Raw genomic sequence first — 15588 nt, forward strand, 5'->3', positions numbered from 1 at the left:
AGCAAGCCCGCCGAATGGGTCAGAGCCGCGGTGATTTGTCAATCAGCTTCCCCGGTTGGCAACAGAAGTCTTGGCGCGCGGGACCGGGCGTGCTATGCGATGGGCCATGAACCGGAAGACCTGCATCATTATCTGCTGCATTCCCTGCTGAACTTTCACGCGGGCCGGTTTCTTTCGTTTTCTTCCCTGAGACAAGTTGCTAAGCCCGCGTCAACGCGCACGCTATTGCTGTATCCAGGAGCCAGACGCATGACGACGATCAAACTGCACAACACGTGGACCCGGACGAAGGAAGATTTCGTTCCGATCGATCCCGACAACGTGCGGATGTATGTCTGCGGACCCACCGTGTATGACCGGGCGCATCTGGGCAACGCGCGGCCGGTGGTGGTGTTTGACGTGCTGTATCGCCTGCTGCGTCATGTCTACGGGCCCGAGCATGTGACCTATGTGCGCAACTTCACCGACGTTGATGACAAGATCAACGCGACGGCCCTGGCGCGCAAGCAGGCCGGGGCCGAAGGAACGCTCGAACAGTTGGTGCAGGAGCGGTCGGACGAGACGATCGGCTGGTACCTGCATGACATGGGCGCGCTGGGGGCGCTGGAGCCCGACCAGATGCCGCGGGCCACGCGGTACATTGACCAGATGATCGCCATGATCGAGGACCTGATCGCCAAGGGTCACGCCTATGAGGCCGAGGGGCATGTTCTGTTTGCGGTGGACAGCTGGCGCGACGACTATGGCAAGCTGTCGGGCCGGTCGGTCGATGACATGATCGCAGGCGCGCGAGTCGAGGTGGCGCCCTACAAGAAGAACCCGATGGATTTCGTGCTGTGGAAGCCCTCGGACGATGAACTGCCCGGTTGGGAGTCGCCCTGGGGCCGGGGGCGTCCGGGCTGGCATATCGAGTGCTCGGCCATGAGCTATGAGTTGCTGGGCGAGAGTTTCGACATCCATGGCGGCGGCAATGACCTGATGTTCCCGCACCACGAAAACGAGATCGCCCAGAGCAAATGCGCCCATCCGCACGGCGAATTTGCGCGCTATTGGCTGCATAATGAGATGCTGCAGGTCGAAGGCAAGAAGATGTCCAAATCGCTGGGCAATTTCTTCACCGTGCATGACCTGCTGGATCAGGGCGTGCCGGGCGAGGTGATCCGGTTCGTCTTCCTGCAGACCCACTATCGCAAGCCGATGGACTGGACCGAGAAGAAGGCACGCGAGGCTGAGGCCACGTTGCGCAAGTGGCGGGCGCTGACTGCGGGCATTGAACCCGCAGCCAGCGCGGCGCCCGCGGTGATCGCGGCGCTTGCCGATGACCTCAACACTGCGGGCGCCCTGGCCGAGCTGCATCGCCTGGCCTCGGACGGCGACGCCGCTACCTTGCTGGCCAGTGCGCGGGTCTTGGGCCTGTTGGAATCCGAGATGGGGGGCTGGGCCGAAACCGACGGCGTGGATCTGTCGGCCCATGCCGACAGGCTGGCCCGTGTTCGGGCCGAGGCGATGCAGACCAAGGATTTCTCGGAAGTGGATCGGTTGAAGGCCGTCTATTTGGCGGCTGGTCTGGAAGTGCGGATGAGCAAGGACGGGGTCGAACTGGTGCCCGGCGCGGGCTTTGACGCCAGCAGGCTGGAGGGCGTGGAATGAGCAAAGAGCGCCTGTACCTCTATGACACCACGCTGCGCGACGGGCAGCAGACGCAGGGCGTTCAGTTCTCGACCGCCGAAAAGGTCCAGATCGCGCAGGCGCTGGATGCTTTGGGGGTGGACTATATCGAAGGCGGCTGGCCCGGCGCGAACCCCACCGACAGCGCGTTTTTCGATACTGCGCCAAAGACGCGCGCCCGCCTGACCGCTTTTGGCATGACCAAGCGGGCCGGGCGCTCGGCCGAGAATGACGACGTGCTGGCCGCCGTCATGAACGCCGGCACGCGGGCGGTCTGTCTGGTGGGCAAGTCGCATGACTATCACGTGACCGACGCGCTGGGGATCTCGCTGGAGGAGAATGTCGAGAACGTCCGCGCCTCGGTCGCGCATATCGTGGCGCAGGGGCGCGAGGCGCTGTTCGATGCCGAGCATTTCTTTGACGGCTACAAAGACAACCCCGCCTATGCGATGCAGGTCTGCCAGGCGGCGCTGGAGGCCGGTGCCCGCTGGGTGGTGTTGTGCGACACCAATGGCGGCGCGCTGCCGGCCGAAGTGGGGCGGATCGTGTCCGACCTGGTCGCCGCGGGCTTCCCCGGCGACCGGCTGGGCATCCACACCCACAACGACACCGAAAATGCTGTGGCCTGTTCCTTGGCGGCCGTGGATGCCGGCGCACGCCAGATCCAGGGCACGTTGAACGGGCTGGGTGAGCGTTGCGGCAACGCCAACCTGACCGCCCTGATCCCGACGCTGCTGTTGAAGGAGCCCTATGCCTCGGCCTTCGAGATCGGCGTCAACCGCGACGCGCTGACCGGTCTGACCCGCATCAGCCGCATGCTGGATGACATCCTGAACCGGGTGCCCAGCAAACAGGCGGCCTATGTCGGGGCCTCGGCCTTTGCGCACAAGGCGGGGCTGCACGCCAGCGCGATCCTCAAGGATCCGTCGACCTATGAACATGTCGATCCGGCCACCGTGGGCAATGCGCGGATCATTCCGATGTCGAACCAGGCGGGCCAGTCGAACCTGCGCAAACGCCTGACCGAGGCTGGGTTGCAGGTAGAGCCGGGCGACCCGGCGCTGGGGCGCATTCTGGAACGGATCAAGGCGCGCGAGGCCGAGGGGTATTCCTATGATACCGCGCAGGCCAGTTTCGAGCTGCTGGCCCGCGATGAACTGGGCCAGCTGCCGCAATTCTTCGAGGTCAAGCGCTACAAGGTCACGGTCGAGCGGCGCAAGAACAAGTACAACCAGATGGTCAGCCTGTCCGAGGCGGTCGTCGTGGTGAAGGTGGATGGCGAGAAGAAGCTGTCGGTCAGCGAGTCGATGGACGAAAACGGTAGCGACCGTGGCCCGGTGAACGCGCTGGCCAAAGCTTTGGCCAAGGATCTGGGGCAGTACTCGCCGATCCTGGACGATATGCACCTGGTGGACTTCAAGGTGCGCATCACCCAGGGCGGGACCGAGGCGGTGACCCGCGTCATCATCGACAGCGAAGACGGGCAGGGACGGCGCTGGTCCACGGTTGGGGTCAGCGCGAACATCGTTGATGCTTCGTTCGAGGCGCTGCTGGATGCGATCCAGTGGAAGCTGGTGCGCGATTGCAGCCCGCAATCGGTGGTGGCCGAGTGAGCGTGCCCTTCGACGACGACGTCAAGGCCTGCGCGGCGCTGGTCCACCGGGCCGACCCCGATCGGTTCATGGCCGCGATGGCGGCGCCGGTGCCGGCGCGGGCCGTGCTGTTTCCGATCTATGCGATGAACATCGAGGTCGCCCGCGCGCCGTGGGTCACCCAAGAGCCGATGATCGCGGAAATGCGCCTGCAATGGTGGCGCGACGCACTGCAGGAGATCGCCGAAGGGCCCTCCGTGCGGCGGCACGAGGTGGTCACGCCCCTGTCGCGCGTCCTGTCCCCGCATCTGGCGGCGATGCTGGATGAATTCGTGGCCGTAAGGCGTTGGGATATCTACCGGGATCCGTTCGAGGATGAGGAACACTTCGAGGCCTACCTCACCCACAGCGCAGGGTCGCTCATGGTCGCCTCGGCGCAAGCCCTGGGTGCCGCCGACGAAACGGTCCTGCGCGACTTTGGCTACGCGGTCGGTGTGGCGAACTGGTTCCGCGCCATCCCCGAGCTTGAAGCCCGCGGGCGCATTCCCCTGTTGGACGGGACGCCGAACGGGGTGCGCCAGTTGGCCGAGCGCGCGCTGGACAGGATGTCCGCGGCGCGAGCACGGCGCGCCGATGTTTCGGATCAGGCGCGCCCTGCGCTTTTTGTCGGCTGGCAGGCAGACCGTGTCCTGCGTCGTGTGCTGGCTGAGCCTGGTCGGGTCGCTGCTGGTGCGCTGGACGTGGGCGAAATCCGACGGCGCGTGTCACTGATCTGGACGGCTTCGACCGGTCGGTGGTGATCAGGAGAGTTTGGCCTCGCGGGGTCTGAGCACCAGCCACAGCAGCGCGCCGCCCGCCAAGGTCAGCAGCGGCACCATCGCCAGGTTGACGGCGGTCCATCCCTCGACCGGGGATCCGCCCGAACAATTCATCAATCCGCCCGAGGCCAGCGACGCTATCGTCACGCCGCCGAACACCAGCAGGTCGTTCAGGCCCTGCACTCGGCCGCGTTCATGCACCTCGTGCTCGGCCGCCAGCATGCTGGTGGCGCCGATAAAGCCGAAGTTCCAGCCGATGCCAAGCAGCACGAGGGCCAGAAAGAAGTTCTCGACCTCAACGCCTTGCAGGGCCACAACGCCCGCACCGCCCAAAACCGCCAAACCGATGGCGACCATCTTCTCGGCCCCGAACCGGGCGATCAGATGGCCGGTGAAGAAACTGGGAACATACATCGCTAGAACGTGGCTGGTGACCACATCCGCCGCATCACCTTCGGAGAAGCCGCAGCCGACGACCGCCAGCGGCGTCGAGGTCATCACCAGGTTCATCAGCGCGTATGAGACCATGGCACAGATGATGGCCACGGCGATGCGCGGAGTTTTCAGCAGTTCGAGCCGCGACCGGCCTTTGGGTGCATCCTGTGACGGACGGTCGGGGGTCGGAATGTCCAGAAACAGGAACAGGACCGAACCGATGACGTTCACCGCGATCACCGCGAAATAGGTGCCCAGGAACGGAATGACATAGGCCTGCGAGGTCAGTTTGACGATCTGCGGCCCGATGATGGCCGCAGCCAGACCGCCGGCCATGACGTACGAGATCGCCTTCGGCCGGAACGCGTCCGACGCGGTATCAGCGGCGGCAAAGCGATAGAAGCCATGTGCGCTCATGTAGATGCCGGTCAGCAGGCTGCCCAACAGGAACACGGGAAACGATCCCAGGTACAGGCCATAGGCGCCTACGGCGCCGCCCACCGCTCCGGCGGTGGCGCCGACGAGGAACCCAGCGCGGCGGCCCCAGCGCTGCATGATGGCCGAGACCGGCGTGGCCGCCAGCATCGAACCCAGAACGATCAGCGAAATCGGCAGCGTGGCGAGGCAAGCGTTGCTGGCCAGCGACTGGCCCGCCAATCCGCCGACGATGAAGATCATCGGCATCTGCGCGCCCAGAATCGCCTGGGCCGCCACCAGAACGGCAACGTTGCGCTTGGCGCGGGTATCGTCGGGGGCGGTGCTGGTCATCGTCATGCGCAAATGGGTATCGGCGAACCGACAGACATACAAGCGGGTTGCATATGCGACAAAGCAGCCTAACCTGCGCCCCGAACCGCCACCCGGAGCCGCCATGACCGTTGGTCGAATTATCGAGACACCAGAATGCGTTGCGGAAGGGGCCGAGTGGCTGTCTGACGCCTGTCCGCGCATGGCGCACGCGATCGAACTGACCCGCCCGTTGCCCCTGCGCCGTCGGCCCGACGGTTTCGCGCAACTGCTCAGCGCCATCGTCAGCCAGCAGGTCAGCGTGGCCTCGGCCAACGCGATCTGGGGGCGGATGCAGCAGGCGGGCCTGACCGGGCCGCGCAAGATCAAATGGGCCAGCGATGATGACCTGCGCGCAGTGGGGCTGAGCCGCCAGAAGATCCGCTATGCCCGGGCGTTGGCCGAGGCGCGGATCGACTACAAGGCCCTGCGCGACGCACCCGATGACGTAGTCATTGCGACTCTGACGCAGGTGCCGGGCATCGGGGTCTGGACGGCCGAGATCTATGCCATGTTCTCGCTGGGGCGGGCGGATGTGATCGCGCCGGGCGATCTGGCCCTGCAGGAGGCCGCGCGGATGCTGTACGGCCTGCCGGATCGGCCGACCGACAAGGCGCTGCGGCAGATGGCCGAGGCGTGGTCGCCGTGGCGGTCGGTTGCAGCCCGGGTTCTGTGGGCCTATTACCGCGTGGCCAAAGATAGGGAAGGGATCAGATGACACGGGTTTTGAACGCGCTCCGCAAAGAGCCGGTTTCGGGCGACACGCGCTCGGTTGTGGTGTTCGTGCATGGCTACGGCGCCAACGGGGCCGATCTGCTGGGGCTTGCGGATGTTCTGGGCGAACACCTGCCCGACACGCTGTTCGTGGCCCCCGACGCGCCCGAGCAGATCCCCGGCATGCCCAACGGGTATCAGTGGTTTCCGATCCCGTGGATCGACGGCTCGTCCGAGGAAGAGGCCCGGCGCGGCATGGAAATGGCGGTCGAGGATTTCAACGCCTTTCTCGATGCCCTGATGGTGGACGAGGACGTGCTGCCCGAGCAGGTGGTGCTGTTCGGCTTTTCCCAGGGCAGCATGATGAGTCTGCACGTGGCCCCGCGCCGCGAAGATCCGGTGGCCGGCGTGATCGCGTTTTCGGGCCGCCTGCTGGAGCCAGACCTGCTGGCCGACGAGGTGGTCAGCCGGATGCCGGTGCTGCTGGTCCATGGCGATGCCGATGACGTGGTGCCGCCGCAATCGCTGCCCGAGGCCGCCGAGGCCCTGCAGCGCGCAGGCTTCAAGGAGGTCTTTGCTCATGTCATGAAGGGCACGGGCCACGGTATCGCACCCGACGGGTTGGGCGTCGCGTTGGCCTTCATGCGCGACAAGCTGAGCCTGTAACGCGGCAGGGTCACCCCCACAGGTGACCCTCGGCAAACTCCACCGAATTTCCGGCCGGGTCTCGCACATAGAGTGACCGGGCCCCGTTGGGCCAGTCAAACTCGGCCTCGACCGGGACGTTCCAGTCCAGCAGATGCTTGCGCATCAACGCGATCTGGTCGCGCGTCAGGATCAGGCACACATGCCCCGGACCGCGTGCGCCATGTGGCGGCACCGGCAGGTCAGGGTTGGTCGTGGGCTGTTCCGTCTGGTCCGGGTTGAACAACAGCAACACCGAGGCGCCGACCCGGAAGAACACGTGCCGGCCCTCTACGCGCTGAATACGTTCGAGGCCCAGAACTTCGCCATAGAACCGTTCGGCGGCGTCCAGATCATCGACATACAACGCGGCCTCGAGAATGCCCGAAGGCGACGGGATTCCGGCTGCTACTTTCATGGAGATATGATAGCGGAAATCGCCGAAAAAGTCACCGCCTCGGACGCCGGTCCCGCTTGCGTTGGGGGGCCGTTTCCAGAACGGGCATCGGCAGGCTGTCCCAGCTGCCGGGGGCGAGGTCGTCCAGCGTCCAGTCGCCGATCCGGGCGCGGATCAGGCGCAGGGTGGGGTGGCCCACAGCGGCCGTCATGCGGCGCACCTGACGGTTGCGCCCCTCGCGCAACGTCAGTTCCAGCCAGCAATCCGGCACCGACTTGCGTTCGCGGATCGGGGGCGTGCGTGGCCACAGGCCCTCGGGTTCGTCGATCAGCCGCGCCTTGGCTGGGCGGGTCATGCCGTCATTCAACTCGACCCCGTCGCGCAGGGCCCGGATGGCCGCCGCATCCGGGATTCCTTCGACCTGAACCCAGTAGGTTTTGGGCATTTTGTGCTTGGGGTCCGAGATCTGGGATTGCAGCCGCCCATTGTCGGTCAGCAGCATCAACCCCTCGCTGTCACGGTCCAGCCGCCCGGCCGGATAGACCCCCGGCAGGTCGATGAAATCCGACAGGGTGCTGCGGGGCGACTCGGCATTTTTCCGGTCGGTGAACTGCGGCAGCACGTCAAAGGGTTTGTTGAAGCGGATGAACCATGACATGAGCTCCGCCTTACTCTCAGTTCCGGACCTGCGCAAGCTGTGGATAACTGTCACGTGATTGTTACGGATTCGGAATAGTCCGTTACCGAGATGTTGTGGAAAAACAGGACTTGTCAGAGTTTTAACACGATATATAGTTAAGTTAAGACCGGGGCGGGTGCTCCCCGCTCTGGTGTCCCATACAGGCAGCCGAGAGCGAGGAGCGATTCAGCCATGGACGGAGATTTCAGGACCGAATTTGTCAGGGAGCCAGGTGCCCTCAAGCACCATCCGGCATTGGTTTTGAACGCCGATTACCGCCCGCTTTCCTACTATCCGCTGTCGCTGTGGCCCTGGCAGGAGGCGATAAAGGCCGCCTGGCTGGACCGGGTCGATATCGTCGCCGAGTATGACGAAGTGGTCCGCAGCCCGAGTACGGTGATCCGAATACCGTCGGTGGTTGTCCTGAAAGACTATGTGAAACCCAGAAAGCGCGTGGCCTTCACGCGCTTTAATTTATTTCTGAGGGATGAATTCCGCTGCCAGTACTGCGGCAGCCGGGGCGAACTGACTTTCGACCATGTCGTGCCGCGTGCAGCAGGGGGCGTCACCAGTTGGCAGAACGTGGTGGCCGCCTGCAGTCCATGCAATCTGCGCAAGGGGTCGAAATCGCTGCGTCAGGCGGGGATGAGCCTGCGCAAGCCGCCTCGGCAGCCTGACGCCATAATGCTGCAGAATATCGGACGGAAATTTCCGCCGAACCACCTGCACGAAAGCTGGATCGACTTTCTGTACTGGGACGCGGAACTGGACGCCTAATAGGGTCAGCGCGCGCGCCAGGCGGCCAGCCACACCAGAACCAGACCTGCGGACAGCAGTGCGTTCCACCCAGCCATGGACAGCCCGAACATTTCCCACGGGATATCATCGCACCGTACCAACGGGGCGGCCATGATCTGCTCCATCAACTCCTCGGCGGACAGGCCACTGATACTGCCCGATGTGCAACTGGACGGGCCTTCCAACAGCCCGCGCTCGACCCCGGCGTGATAGACGCCGATGCCGGACGTGGCGGCGGCAGCGGCTGCGCCGAGGAGGGGCAGCAGGCGCACGCCCGGAAATGCAAAAGCCAGCACGCCGAGCAGCACAGCCGCACCATGCGGGTAGCGTTGCCAGATGCACAATTTACACGGGGCCATGCCGCCCAGATATTGGAACCCCCAAGCCGCAAGAAGCAATGCTGCAGACCCACCCGCGGCCAGCAAAATGAGTGTCCGTTTCCGCGTCATATGTATTTCACCACCAGAAATCCGCCGATCAGAAGAATGATGAACAAGGTGAACATCAGCCCAAGCCGCTTTTCGATGAAGTCCCGGATAGGCTCGCCAAAGCCCCAAAGCAACCCGGCGACGATGTAGAACCGCAAAGCGCGGGCGAGAATCGAAGTGGCGATGAAAGTTCCCAGCGGCATTCCCGTCCAACCGGACATGATCGTGATGACCTTGTACGGGAAAGGCGTGACACCGGCGGTCAGAACGGCCCAGAACCCGAAATCGTTGAACCTCTGGTTGAATTCCTGCATCGCGTGACCCTTGCCCATCGCTTCGAGGATGGGTTGTCCGATGCTGTCGTAGAAAAACGCGCCGATTGCGTATCCCAAAAGCCCGCCCAGGACCGAGAACACCAGCGCGACGGTGGCAATCAGCCATGCCCGCGATGGGCGCGCCAGAATCATTGGGATCATCAGCACGTCGGGTGGAATCGGAAAGACCGAGCTTTCGATGAATGCCACAAATGCCAACACCCACAGGGCGTGTGGGTGGTCGGCCAGTCGGATCGTCCGATCATAAAGCGATTGCAGCATCAGCGCGAGTTCCCAAGCTTAGTCATGACGAGGCAAACCACGCGCCCGACGGGGCGTCAACCGATCTGTCTCGGGCTGATCGTCGATTGACCGATTTTTGCCTCTGGACCTTCGGCCAGATGGGCGGTAATTCAATGCGCGTGGCCCAAGTGGCGGAATGGTAGACGCAGGGGATTCAAAATCCCCCGCCTTCACGGGCGTGAGAGTTCGAGTCTCTCCTTGGGCACCACCACCGCACCCGTTTTGGTATAGTGTTCAGGGCATTTGCTCTGTCAATTGTGGCGTGTGCGGTTGACTGCGACTCGGGCATCCAGCCTCGAATTGGGCGACGAAACTGTACGCGGACTAGCGGGATCTGGACCGTCTTCGATGCAATATCGGGGGCGGCGGTAGAGTTTCCAGATCGCCAACTATAGCTACAACAAGGGTCGTCTGTGTCTCCGCTGCACGGTGTCTCTGGCAGCGTATCCGCGCGCGACTGGGCGCTGAAGTGGGCGCATTCCAGAGTGACGTGATCCTTAAAGCTCGCGCAATATGAATACGGCCGCTTTGGGTGCAGAGCTGTCAAACACTTGAAAGAACGCGATTATGGTACAGCGTCACCGGGACAGGCCGTGACGCCATCATTTGGCCATAGAAATTGGTGAAACAAAGAGCCGTGACAGGCACTGACGTGATATCAAAGCAGGCTATGACGAGAAGAGTTGGCGGGCACGGCTGTGCAGTTGCCATGCCTTTTGAGCTTTGCAATAACGGACCTCATAGTTCCCCGTCCCGGGTAATGATTATAGTTGGTTGATTTATGTGCAAAATCCTTGTGGTAGATCTGGATGGCACTCTTTTGAAGAGTGACATGCTGTACGAAAGCTTTTGGTCGGCTTTCGGACGGAACTGGCGCAGCCCGTTTCACTCCGCCGCGGCTCTGTTGGGTGGACGCGCTTCATTGAAACGTTACCTGGCCGAAGAGGCCGAAATTGACGTCACCTCGTTGCCCTATGATCCCAAGGTGGTGGAATACGTCGAGAAATGGCGCGCTGATGGCGGCAAGACCGCTCTTGTGACGGCCTCGGATGAGGGCATTGCCCAAAGCATCGGAGCCCATCTGGGTATTTTCGACGAGGTTTATGGCTCCGACGGGTCGCTGAACCTGAAAGGTGAAAACAAAGCCGAGTTTCTGGACGAACGCTTTGGTCCGGGCGGATACGCCTATATGGGCGATTCCCACGCCGACCTTGCGGTGTGGCGAAGGGCCAATCTGGCGGTTTCCGTGAACGCGGGGCCGGGACTGGCGAAACAAGCGGAAGCGGTCGCACCCAAGGTCGAGCATCTGCACACACACGAAGTGACCGCCAAGTCCTACCTCAAGGCCTTGCGTCCGCATCAATGGATGAAGAACCTTCTGGTCTTTTTGCCGATGCTGGCGGCCCATCAACTAACGGGGCAGGTGTTTTGGTTGTCGTTGCTGGCTTTCATATCGTTCAGCCTGATCGCATCCAGTGTCTATGTCCTGAATGACTTGCTGGACCTTGCAGCAGATCGGGCGCATCCGCGCAAACGCGCGCGGCCGTTTGCTTCGGGCAGCATTCCGATTTCGTCTGGAACGTGGATGGCTGCCGGTCTGCTGATTTCAGGCTCGGTCATTGCAGCCATGGTCGGGCTGGAGTTTTTCCTTGTGATGGTGGCGTATTATGCACTGACGACCGGGTATTCATTGTATCTAAAGCGCCAGTTGGTCATCGACATCTGTGTCTTGGCCGGCCTTTACACGACCCGGATCGTGGCGGGTGGAGCGGCAACAGGGTTGGAGCTTTCAGTCTGGCTCCTGGCATTTTCGATGTTTCTGTTCCTGTCGCTTGCGGCGGTCAAAAGGCAGGCCGAGTTGGTGGACTATGCGGCACGCGGTAAATTGTCGGCAACCGGGCGCGGTTATCACGTGGATGACCTTCCAATCATCTCCATGATCGCCGTCAGCGCGGGTTATGTCGCCGTACTGGTGATGGCACTTTATGTCAGCTCGCCGGCGGTGGTGCAGCTCTACTCCTACCCGCAGGCCCTGTGGGGCGTGTGTGCTGTTCTGCTGTTCTGGATCACCCGGGCCGTCATGATTACGCATCGTGGCAACATGCACGATGATCCCGTGATCTACGCGGCCAAGGACCAGGTCAGCCTGCTTTGCTTTGCCATAATTTTGCTGTTCGTCGTCGCGGGGTCAATGCTGTGACGGTTCAGGGATTGATTCTGCGCTATTCCGCCTTTGCCATCGTGGCGATGGCCTTGAACCTGGCCGCGCAGCGCGCAGTCCTGTCGCTTGGCGAGGGTGGCTGGTACTTCGCGGCTGCAGTGTTTGCGGGTACTCTGGTCGGCCTTGTGGTCAAGTATACCCTCGACAAGCACTGGATTTTCTATGACCGGCAGACGGGACTGAAGGCCCACGGTCAGAAATTCTCGCTGTATACGGCGATGGGTGTGGTCACCACTGCAATTTTTTGGGGCACCGAGACGGCCTTTTGGGTGGTTTGGAAAACCGATCTCATGAGGGAGGTTGGCGCGGTTATCGGGCTGACAGTGGGTTACGTGATAAAGTACCATCTCGATAAGCGCTTCGTATTCAACACCGGCTCGGCGGAGGCGCGGGCATGAGGCTTTCCGGCTGGGGCAGGTACCCCGTTCTTGAGACCAGCGTGATCGCGCCGCGCAGCGTCGAAAGCCTTCGATCGGTCGTGCGGGAGGGACCCGATGTGATCGCGCGCGGCAATGGACGTGCCTACGGGGACAGCGCAATTGGGCGCACGACAACCGTACACACCCGGCATCTGAACAGGATGGTGTCCTTCGACAACCAGACCGGAGTGCTGGTTGCCGAGGCGGGAGTTCTGCTAGGCGACGTGATCGCAGCGTTTCTGCCCCGGGGTTGGTTTCCGATCGTTACACCGGGCACCAAATTCGTCACGATCGGCGGTGCCATCGCCGCAGATGTTCATGGCAAGAACCACCACCGTGTCGGTAGTTTCCGCCATTGCGTCGAATGGGTTGAGGTCATGGGCGATGATGGGGAAATCACCCGATGCAGCCGCGCCTCGAACAGCGCATTGTTCGACCACACCTTGGGCGGCATGGGCCTTACCGGGATCATCGTACGGGCCGCGGTTCGGCTGCAGCCGGTCGAGACAGGTTGGATCAAGCAAAAGACCATAGCCGCACCCAGCCTTCAGGATGCGATGAATGCATTCGAGGCCGCACAGGATGCAACATACTCGGTCGCGTGGATCGACTGCTTGTCCACTGGCCGAAACCTGGGGCGGTCTCTGGTGATGCTGGGAGAACACGCTGCGGTCTCGGACCTGCCGGGGCGGTATGCCCGGCAACCCCTGATCTGCCCGACCAAGCGAAAAAAATCCGTGCCGATGGATCTGCCGTCGTTTGCCTTGAATCGCCATTCGGTTCGGGCGTTCAACGCCGGTTACTACTGGATGGGGGTTCGAAACGGCGACACCAAGCTGGTGAACTGGGATACGTTCTTTTATCCGCTGGACGCCATATTGGGGTGGAACCGTATCTACGGTCGCAGCGGCTTTGCCCAGTTTCAATGCGCGTTGCCTATCCACCGTTCACGCGCCGGTCTGACCGAGCTTTTGCAAGCTATCGCTGGCAAAGGCATGGGTTCGTTTTTGTCCGTGCTGAAACGGTTCGGTCCACAGGACAGTCCGTTTTCCTTCCCCATGGAGGGATACACGCTGGCGCTTGATTTCCCGATTTCCGACAAAACGCTCATCCTCATGGACAAGCTGGATCGGATTACTCTGGAACATGGTGGACGGTTCTACCTGGCCAAAGACAGCAGAATGTCGGCCAATACTTTGAACAGATCAGACGATCGCGTGACCCGATTCCGCGAGGCGCGCAACGTCAATGGGTGGCGGGACCGGTTCCGCTCGGCCCAGTCAGAAAGGCTTGAAATATGACAATGGAACACGTTCTCGTTCTTGGTGCCCGGTCGGATATCGGCAAGGCCATCGCTCATGAGTTTGCCGAGCGGGGGCACCCGGTCCAGCTGGCCGCCCGGAATGCTGAGACGCTCGAGGCCGACAAGGCCGATATCGAACTGCGCTATGGTGTCGGGGCAACGTTGCACGAGTTCGACGTTCTGGAAACCGGCAGCTTCGATGGGTTCATCGATGCGTTGCCTGATTTGCCGGGGATCGTCGTGTGCGTTGTCGGGTACATGGGCGAGCAGACCGAGAATGAAGGGGACGCTGCCGCGGCTTCTCTGGTGATGCGCAGCAACTTCGAAGGGCCGGCTCAGATCCTCGGAGCGTTTGCCAACCGGTTTGAAGAGCGCGGATCGGGTACGATTGTGGGTGTCAGTTCCGTGGCCGGTGATCGGGGCCGGGCGACCAACTATGTTTACGGATCGGCCAAGGCCGGCCTGACTGCTTTTCTGTCCGGCTTGCGCAACCGGCTCGCCAAGAAAGGCGTGCATGTCGTGACGGTTCTTCCGGGATTCGTCGACACACAAATGACCGAAGGAATGGACTTGCCCGAGCGTCTGACGGCGCAGCCGTCCGAAGTTGCCGCCGCAACGGCCCGGGCGGTCGAGCGCGGTCGGAACGTGATCTACGTTAAGCCGATTTGGCAATTGATCATGGCGATCATCCGAAACATCCCCGAGCCGGTGTTCAAGAAGCTCAGCATCTGACCTCGCGTTGCCGGGTGGCCTCGTCACTCATTGCCGTCTCTAGACGAAGTCGCGCGCAAGTTGTCGCTGGCTGCGAGGGCCTGAATGCAGCCCACGACAAAAAACGGCATGAAGTACATGACCAGCCGACCGATATTGAACTGTACGTTCAACATGGCGATGAGCGAGAAAAACGCCAGCAGCGCCAAAACGTCCGTCCGGCGTAGGACCTGATTTTCAGCTTGACCGGTCACGGCAATCCACCAGCAGGCGGTCAGAACCAACAACGGCCAGACGTTCAGATACAGTCCTTTGACACTTGTGCTGCCTTTCAGCGTGGACAGCGCGCTGGAGATGAATTGCCCAATCTCTCTCTGATTGTCGTTCACGCCCGGAAACGGAAATGCGGTAATGACAACCAGAAATCCAACGAACAGGCAAAACAGAGCGGCCGTGACCTTGGCCTCGTGGCTGCGCAAGGACATTATTGCCAATGCGCGCAGACCAAAGATCAGCAGCGTCACGATGATGATCTTTTCATTGATGAACGCGCCAAGAAACACGGTAAGAAGAAACCACTTCCATTTCTTCTCGGCAGCAAACAGAAGGGCCACTGTCAATGGAAAGACCGAGATGCCGTCATTGCCTTCCAGCGCCAGAAACTGCCCCAGAAACAGAACTGACGCGGCGCCGATGAATGCCCACTGCGCATTGGTTCCAACACGCCGCAGCAAATAGGCGTAAACCAGAAGCGCCGTCAGAACCAGGTAGAAGACGTTTGCGGCACACATCGCGGCCAGTGCCTTTGCGTCAGCAACGCTGTCAGGAAGAAAGACTTCTCCCGACCCGGTGGACAGTGAGACGAATGGCAGATTGTAGAACGGCAGCGCAAGTATAACCGAGCCTATGCGGTAAACATGCGGCGAAGGGGGAACCCGGCCACGCTCTTCATCCAGAAGATACAGCAGGTAGTGGGAATAGTCGTCAAAAGAGACCGCGCCAAAGTAAACGACGCGATATGTGTCGAAAAACATCTCGCCGGCGGCGACCGTGAAGACCAGCGCCAGAAACAAATGCCAGCGGAACTCGCTGATTGATGACGATTTGCTTTGCAATGAAGAATAACCAATCACGCTGTGAACTCACACGAACAGGAAAAAAACAAATAACCGATTGTCACAAAACAAGAAATCTTCGAACTCAGCGACCTGAGAGATCATACTTGACGCGCCACAGACCGGTCAACACGGTGCGACACCCATAGTTGCGGGGTCAAGCCGGGGAAATTTTCGGGTTCTACGTCATATGTGCGTCCCGG

The 15588-nt window shown here is 61.5% G+C and carries 16 protein-coding genes and 1 tRNA gene; 11 read left to right on the forward strand and 6 right to left on the reverse strand.

Features of this window, described 5'->3' with window-relative positions; genetic code table 11:
* The first annotated feature begins 249 nt into the window (after positions 1–249).
* The 3 genes from cysS to ACR0FC_RS04325 are packed head-to-tail and all read left to right on the forward strand — an operon-like array spanning position 250 to position 4060.
* Complete coding sequence (gene cysS / locus ACR0FC_RS04315; RefSeq protein WP_170338461.1) at positions 250–1650, forward strand: cysteine--tRNA ligase; 1401 nt, start codon at positions 250–252, stop codon at positions 1648–1650.
* The gene (gene cimA, locus ACR0FC_RS04320; RefSeq protein WP_170338462.1) at positions 1647–3281 is read left to right on the forward strand and encodes a citramalate synthase; all 1635 of its coding nucleotides are present in this window, start codon (positions 1647–1649) and stop codon (positions 3279–3281) included. The genes cysS and cimA overlap by 4 nt, the downstream gene beginning before the upstream one ends.
* 2 nt (positions 3282–3283) lie before the next feature.
* Complete coding sequence (locus tag ACR0FC_RS04325; RefSeq protein WP_170339454.1) at positions 3284–4060, forward strand: squalene/phytoene synthase family protein; 777 nt, start codon at positions 3284–3286, stop codon at positions 4058–4060.
* Here the strand turns inward: ACR0FC_RS04325 and ACR0FC_RS04330 are convergent, their stop codons facing one another.
* Positions 4061–5287, reverse strand: coding sequence for an MFS transporter (locus ACR0FC_RS04330; protein ID WP_170338464.1), 1227 nt, complete (start codon positions 5285–5287; stop codon positions 4061–4063). It lies immediately after the preceding gene.
* A 97-nt stretch (positions 5288–5384) separates the two neighbouring features.
* Here ACR0FC_RS04330 and ACR0FC_RS04335 point away from each other — a divergent pair, with 97 nt between their 5' ends.
* Together ACR0FC_RS04335 and ACR0FC_RS04340 are read left to right on the forward strand one after the other, a co-directional pair.
* Positions 5385–6017 (forward strand): DNA-3-methyladenine glycosylase family protein, encoded by a 633-nt coding sequence (locus tag ACR0FC_RS04335; RefSeq protein ID WP_170338466.1) that lies wholly within the window; start codon positions 5385–5387, stop codon positions 6015–6017.
* Complete coding sequence (locus ACR0FC_RS04340) at positions 6014–6679, forward strand: alpha/beta hydrolase (protein ID WP_170338468.1); 666 nt, start codon at positions 6014–6016, stop codon at positions 6677–6679. Before ACR0FC_RS04335 ends, ACR0FC_RS04340 begins: the two co-directional genes overlap by 4 nt.
* A gap of 10 nt (positions 6680–6689) precedes the next feature.
* Here the strand turns inward: ACR0FC_RS04340 and ACR0FC_RS04345 are convergent, their stop codons facing one another.
* Positions 6690–7115: a VOC family protein gene (locus ACR0FC_RS04345; RefSeq protein ID WP_170338469.1), complete on the reverse strand. Its 426-nt coding sequence runs from the start codon at positions 7113–7115 to the stop codon at positions 6690–6692.
* A 31-nt stretch (positions 7116–7146) separates the two neighbouring features.
* Entirely contained in the window at positions 7147–7752 is a 606-nt protein-coding gene (locus tag ACR0FC_RS04350; RefSeq protein ID WP_170338471.1) for an rRNA large subunit pseudouridine synthase E, read from the reverse strand.
* A gap of 213 nt (positions 7753–7965) precedes the next feature.
* On the opposite strand from ACR0FC_RS04350, the gene ACR0FC_RS04355 reads away from it, so the two are divergent.
* Positions 7966–8550 carry an HNH endonuclease gene (locus ACR0FC_RS04355; protein ID WP_170338473.1) on the forward strand — a complete coding sequence of 195 codons (585 nt, stop codon included), beginning with the start codon at positions 7966–7968 and terminating at the stop codon, positions 8548–8550.
* Positions 8551–8555: 5 nt separating this feature from the next.
* Here ACR0FC_RS04355 and ACR0FC_RS04360 read toward each other — a convergent pair whose 3' ends face one another.
* A complete protein-coding gene (locus ACR0FC_RS04360) occupies positions 8556–9020 on the reverse strand; it encodes a disulfide bond formation protein B (protein WP_170338475.1) in 465 nt (154 codons plus the stop codon).
* Positions 9017–9595 carry a YqaA family protein gene (locus ACR0FC_RS04365; protein WP_093962156.1) on the reverse strand — a complete coding sequence of 193 codons (579 nt, stop codon included), beginning with the start codon at positions 9593–9595 and terminating at the stop codon, positions 9017–9019. Before ACR0FC_RS04365 ends, ACR0FC_RS04360 begins: the two co-directional genes overlap by 4 nt.
* 143 nt (positions 9596–9738) lie before the next feature.
* On the opposite strand from ACR0FC_RS04365, the gene ACR0FC_RS04370 reads away from it, so the two are divergent.
* The 5 genes from ACR0FC_RS04370 (at position 9739) to ACR0FC_RS04390 (ending at position 14291) form a co-directional block, all read left to right on the forward strand.
* Positions 9739–9824, forward strand: a tRNA-Leu gene (locus tag ACR0FC_RS04370).
* Between the two features lie 573 nt (positions 9825–10397).
* Positions 10398–11816 (forward strand): UbiA family prenyltransferase, encoded by a 1419-nt coding sequence (locus ACR0FC_RS04375; RefSeq protein ID WP_170338476.1) that lies wholly within the window; start codon positions 10398–10400, stop codon positions 11814–11816.
* Complete coding sequence (locus ACR0FC_RS04380; RefSeq protein WP_170338477.1) at positions 11813–12235, forward strand: GtrA family protein; 423 nt, start codon at positions 11813–11815, stop codon at positions 12233–12235. The genes ACR0FC_RS04375 and ACR0FC_RS04380 overlap by 4 nt, the downstream gene beginning before the upstream one ends.
* Positions 12232–13557, forward strand: coding sequence for an FAD-binding oxidoreductase (locus tag ACR0FC_RS04385; RefSeq protein WP_170338478.1), 1326 nt, complete (start codon positions 12232–12234; stop codon positions 13555–13557). Before ACR0FC_RS04380 ends, ACR0FC_RS04385 begins: the two co-directional genes overlap by 4 nt.
* Positions 13558–13559: 2 nt before the next feature.
* Positions 13560–14291 (forward strand): SDR family oxidoreductase, encoded by a 732-nt coding sequence (locus ACR0FC_RS04390; RefSeq protein ID WP_244952411.1) that lies wholly within the window; start codon positions 13560–13562, stop codon positions 14289–14291.
* A gap of 23 nt (positions 14292–14314) precedes the next feature.
* Here ACR0FC_RS04390 and ACR0FC_RS04395 read toward each other — a convergent pair whose 3' ends face one another.
* A complete protein-coding gene (locus ACR0FC_RS04395; RefSeq protein ID WP_480656798.1) occupies positions 14315–15403 on the reverse strand; it encodes a hypothetical protein in 1089 nt (362 codons plus the stop codon).
* Positions 15404–15588 lie beyond the last annotated feature (185 nt).

It is taken from the genome of Ruegeria sp. BB9 (assembly GCF_056539345.1).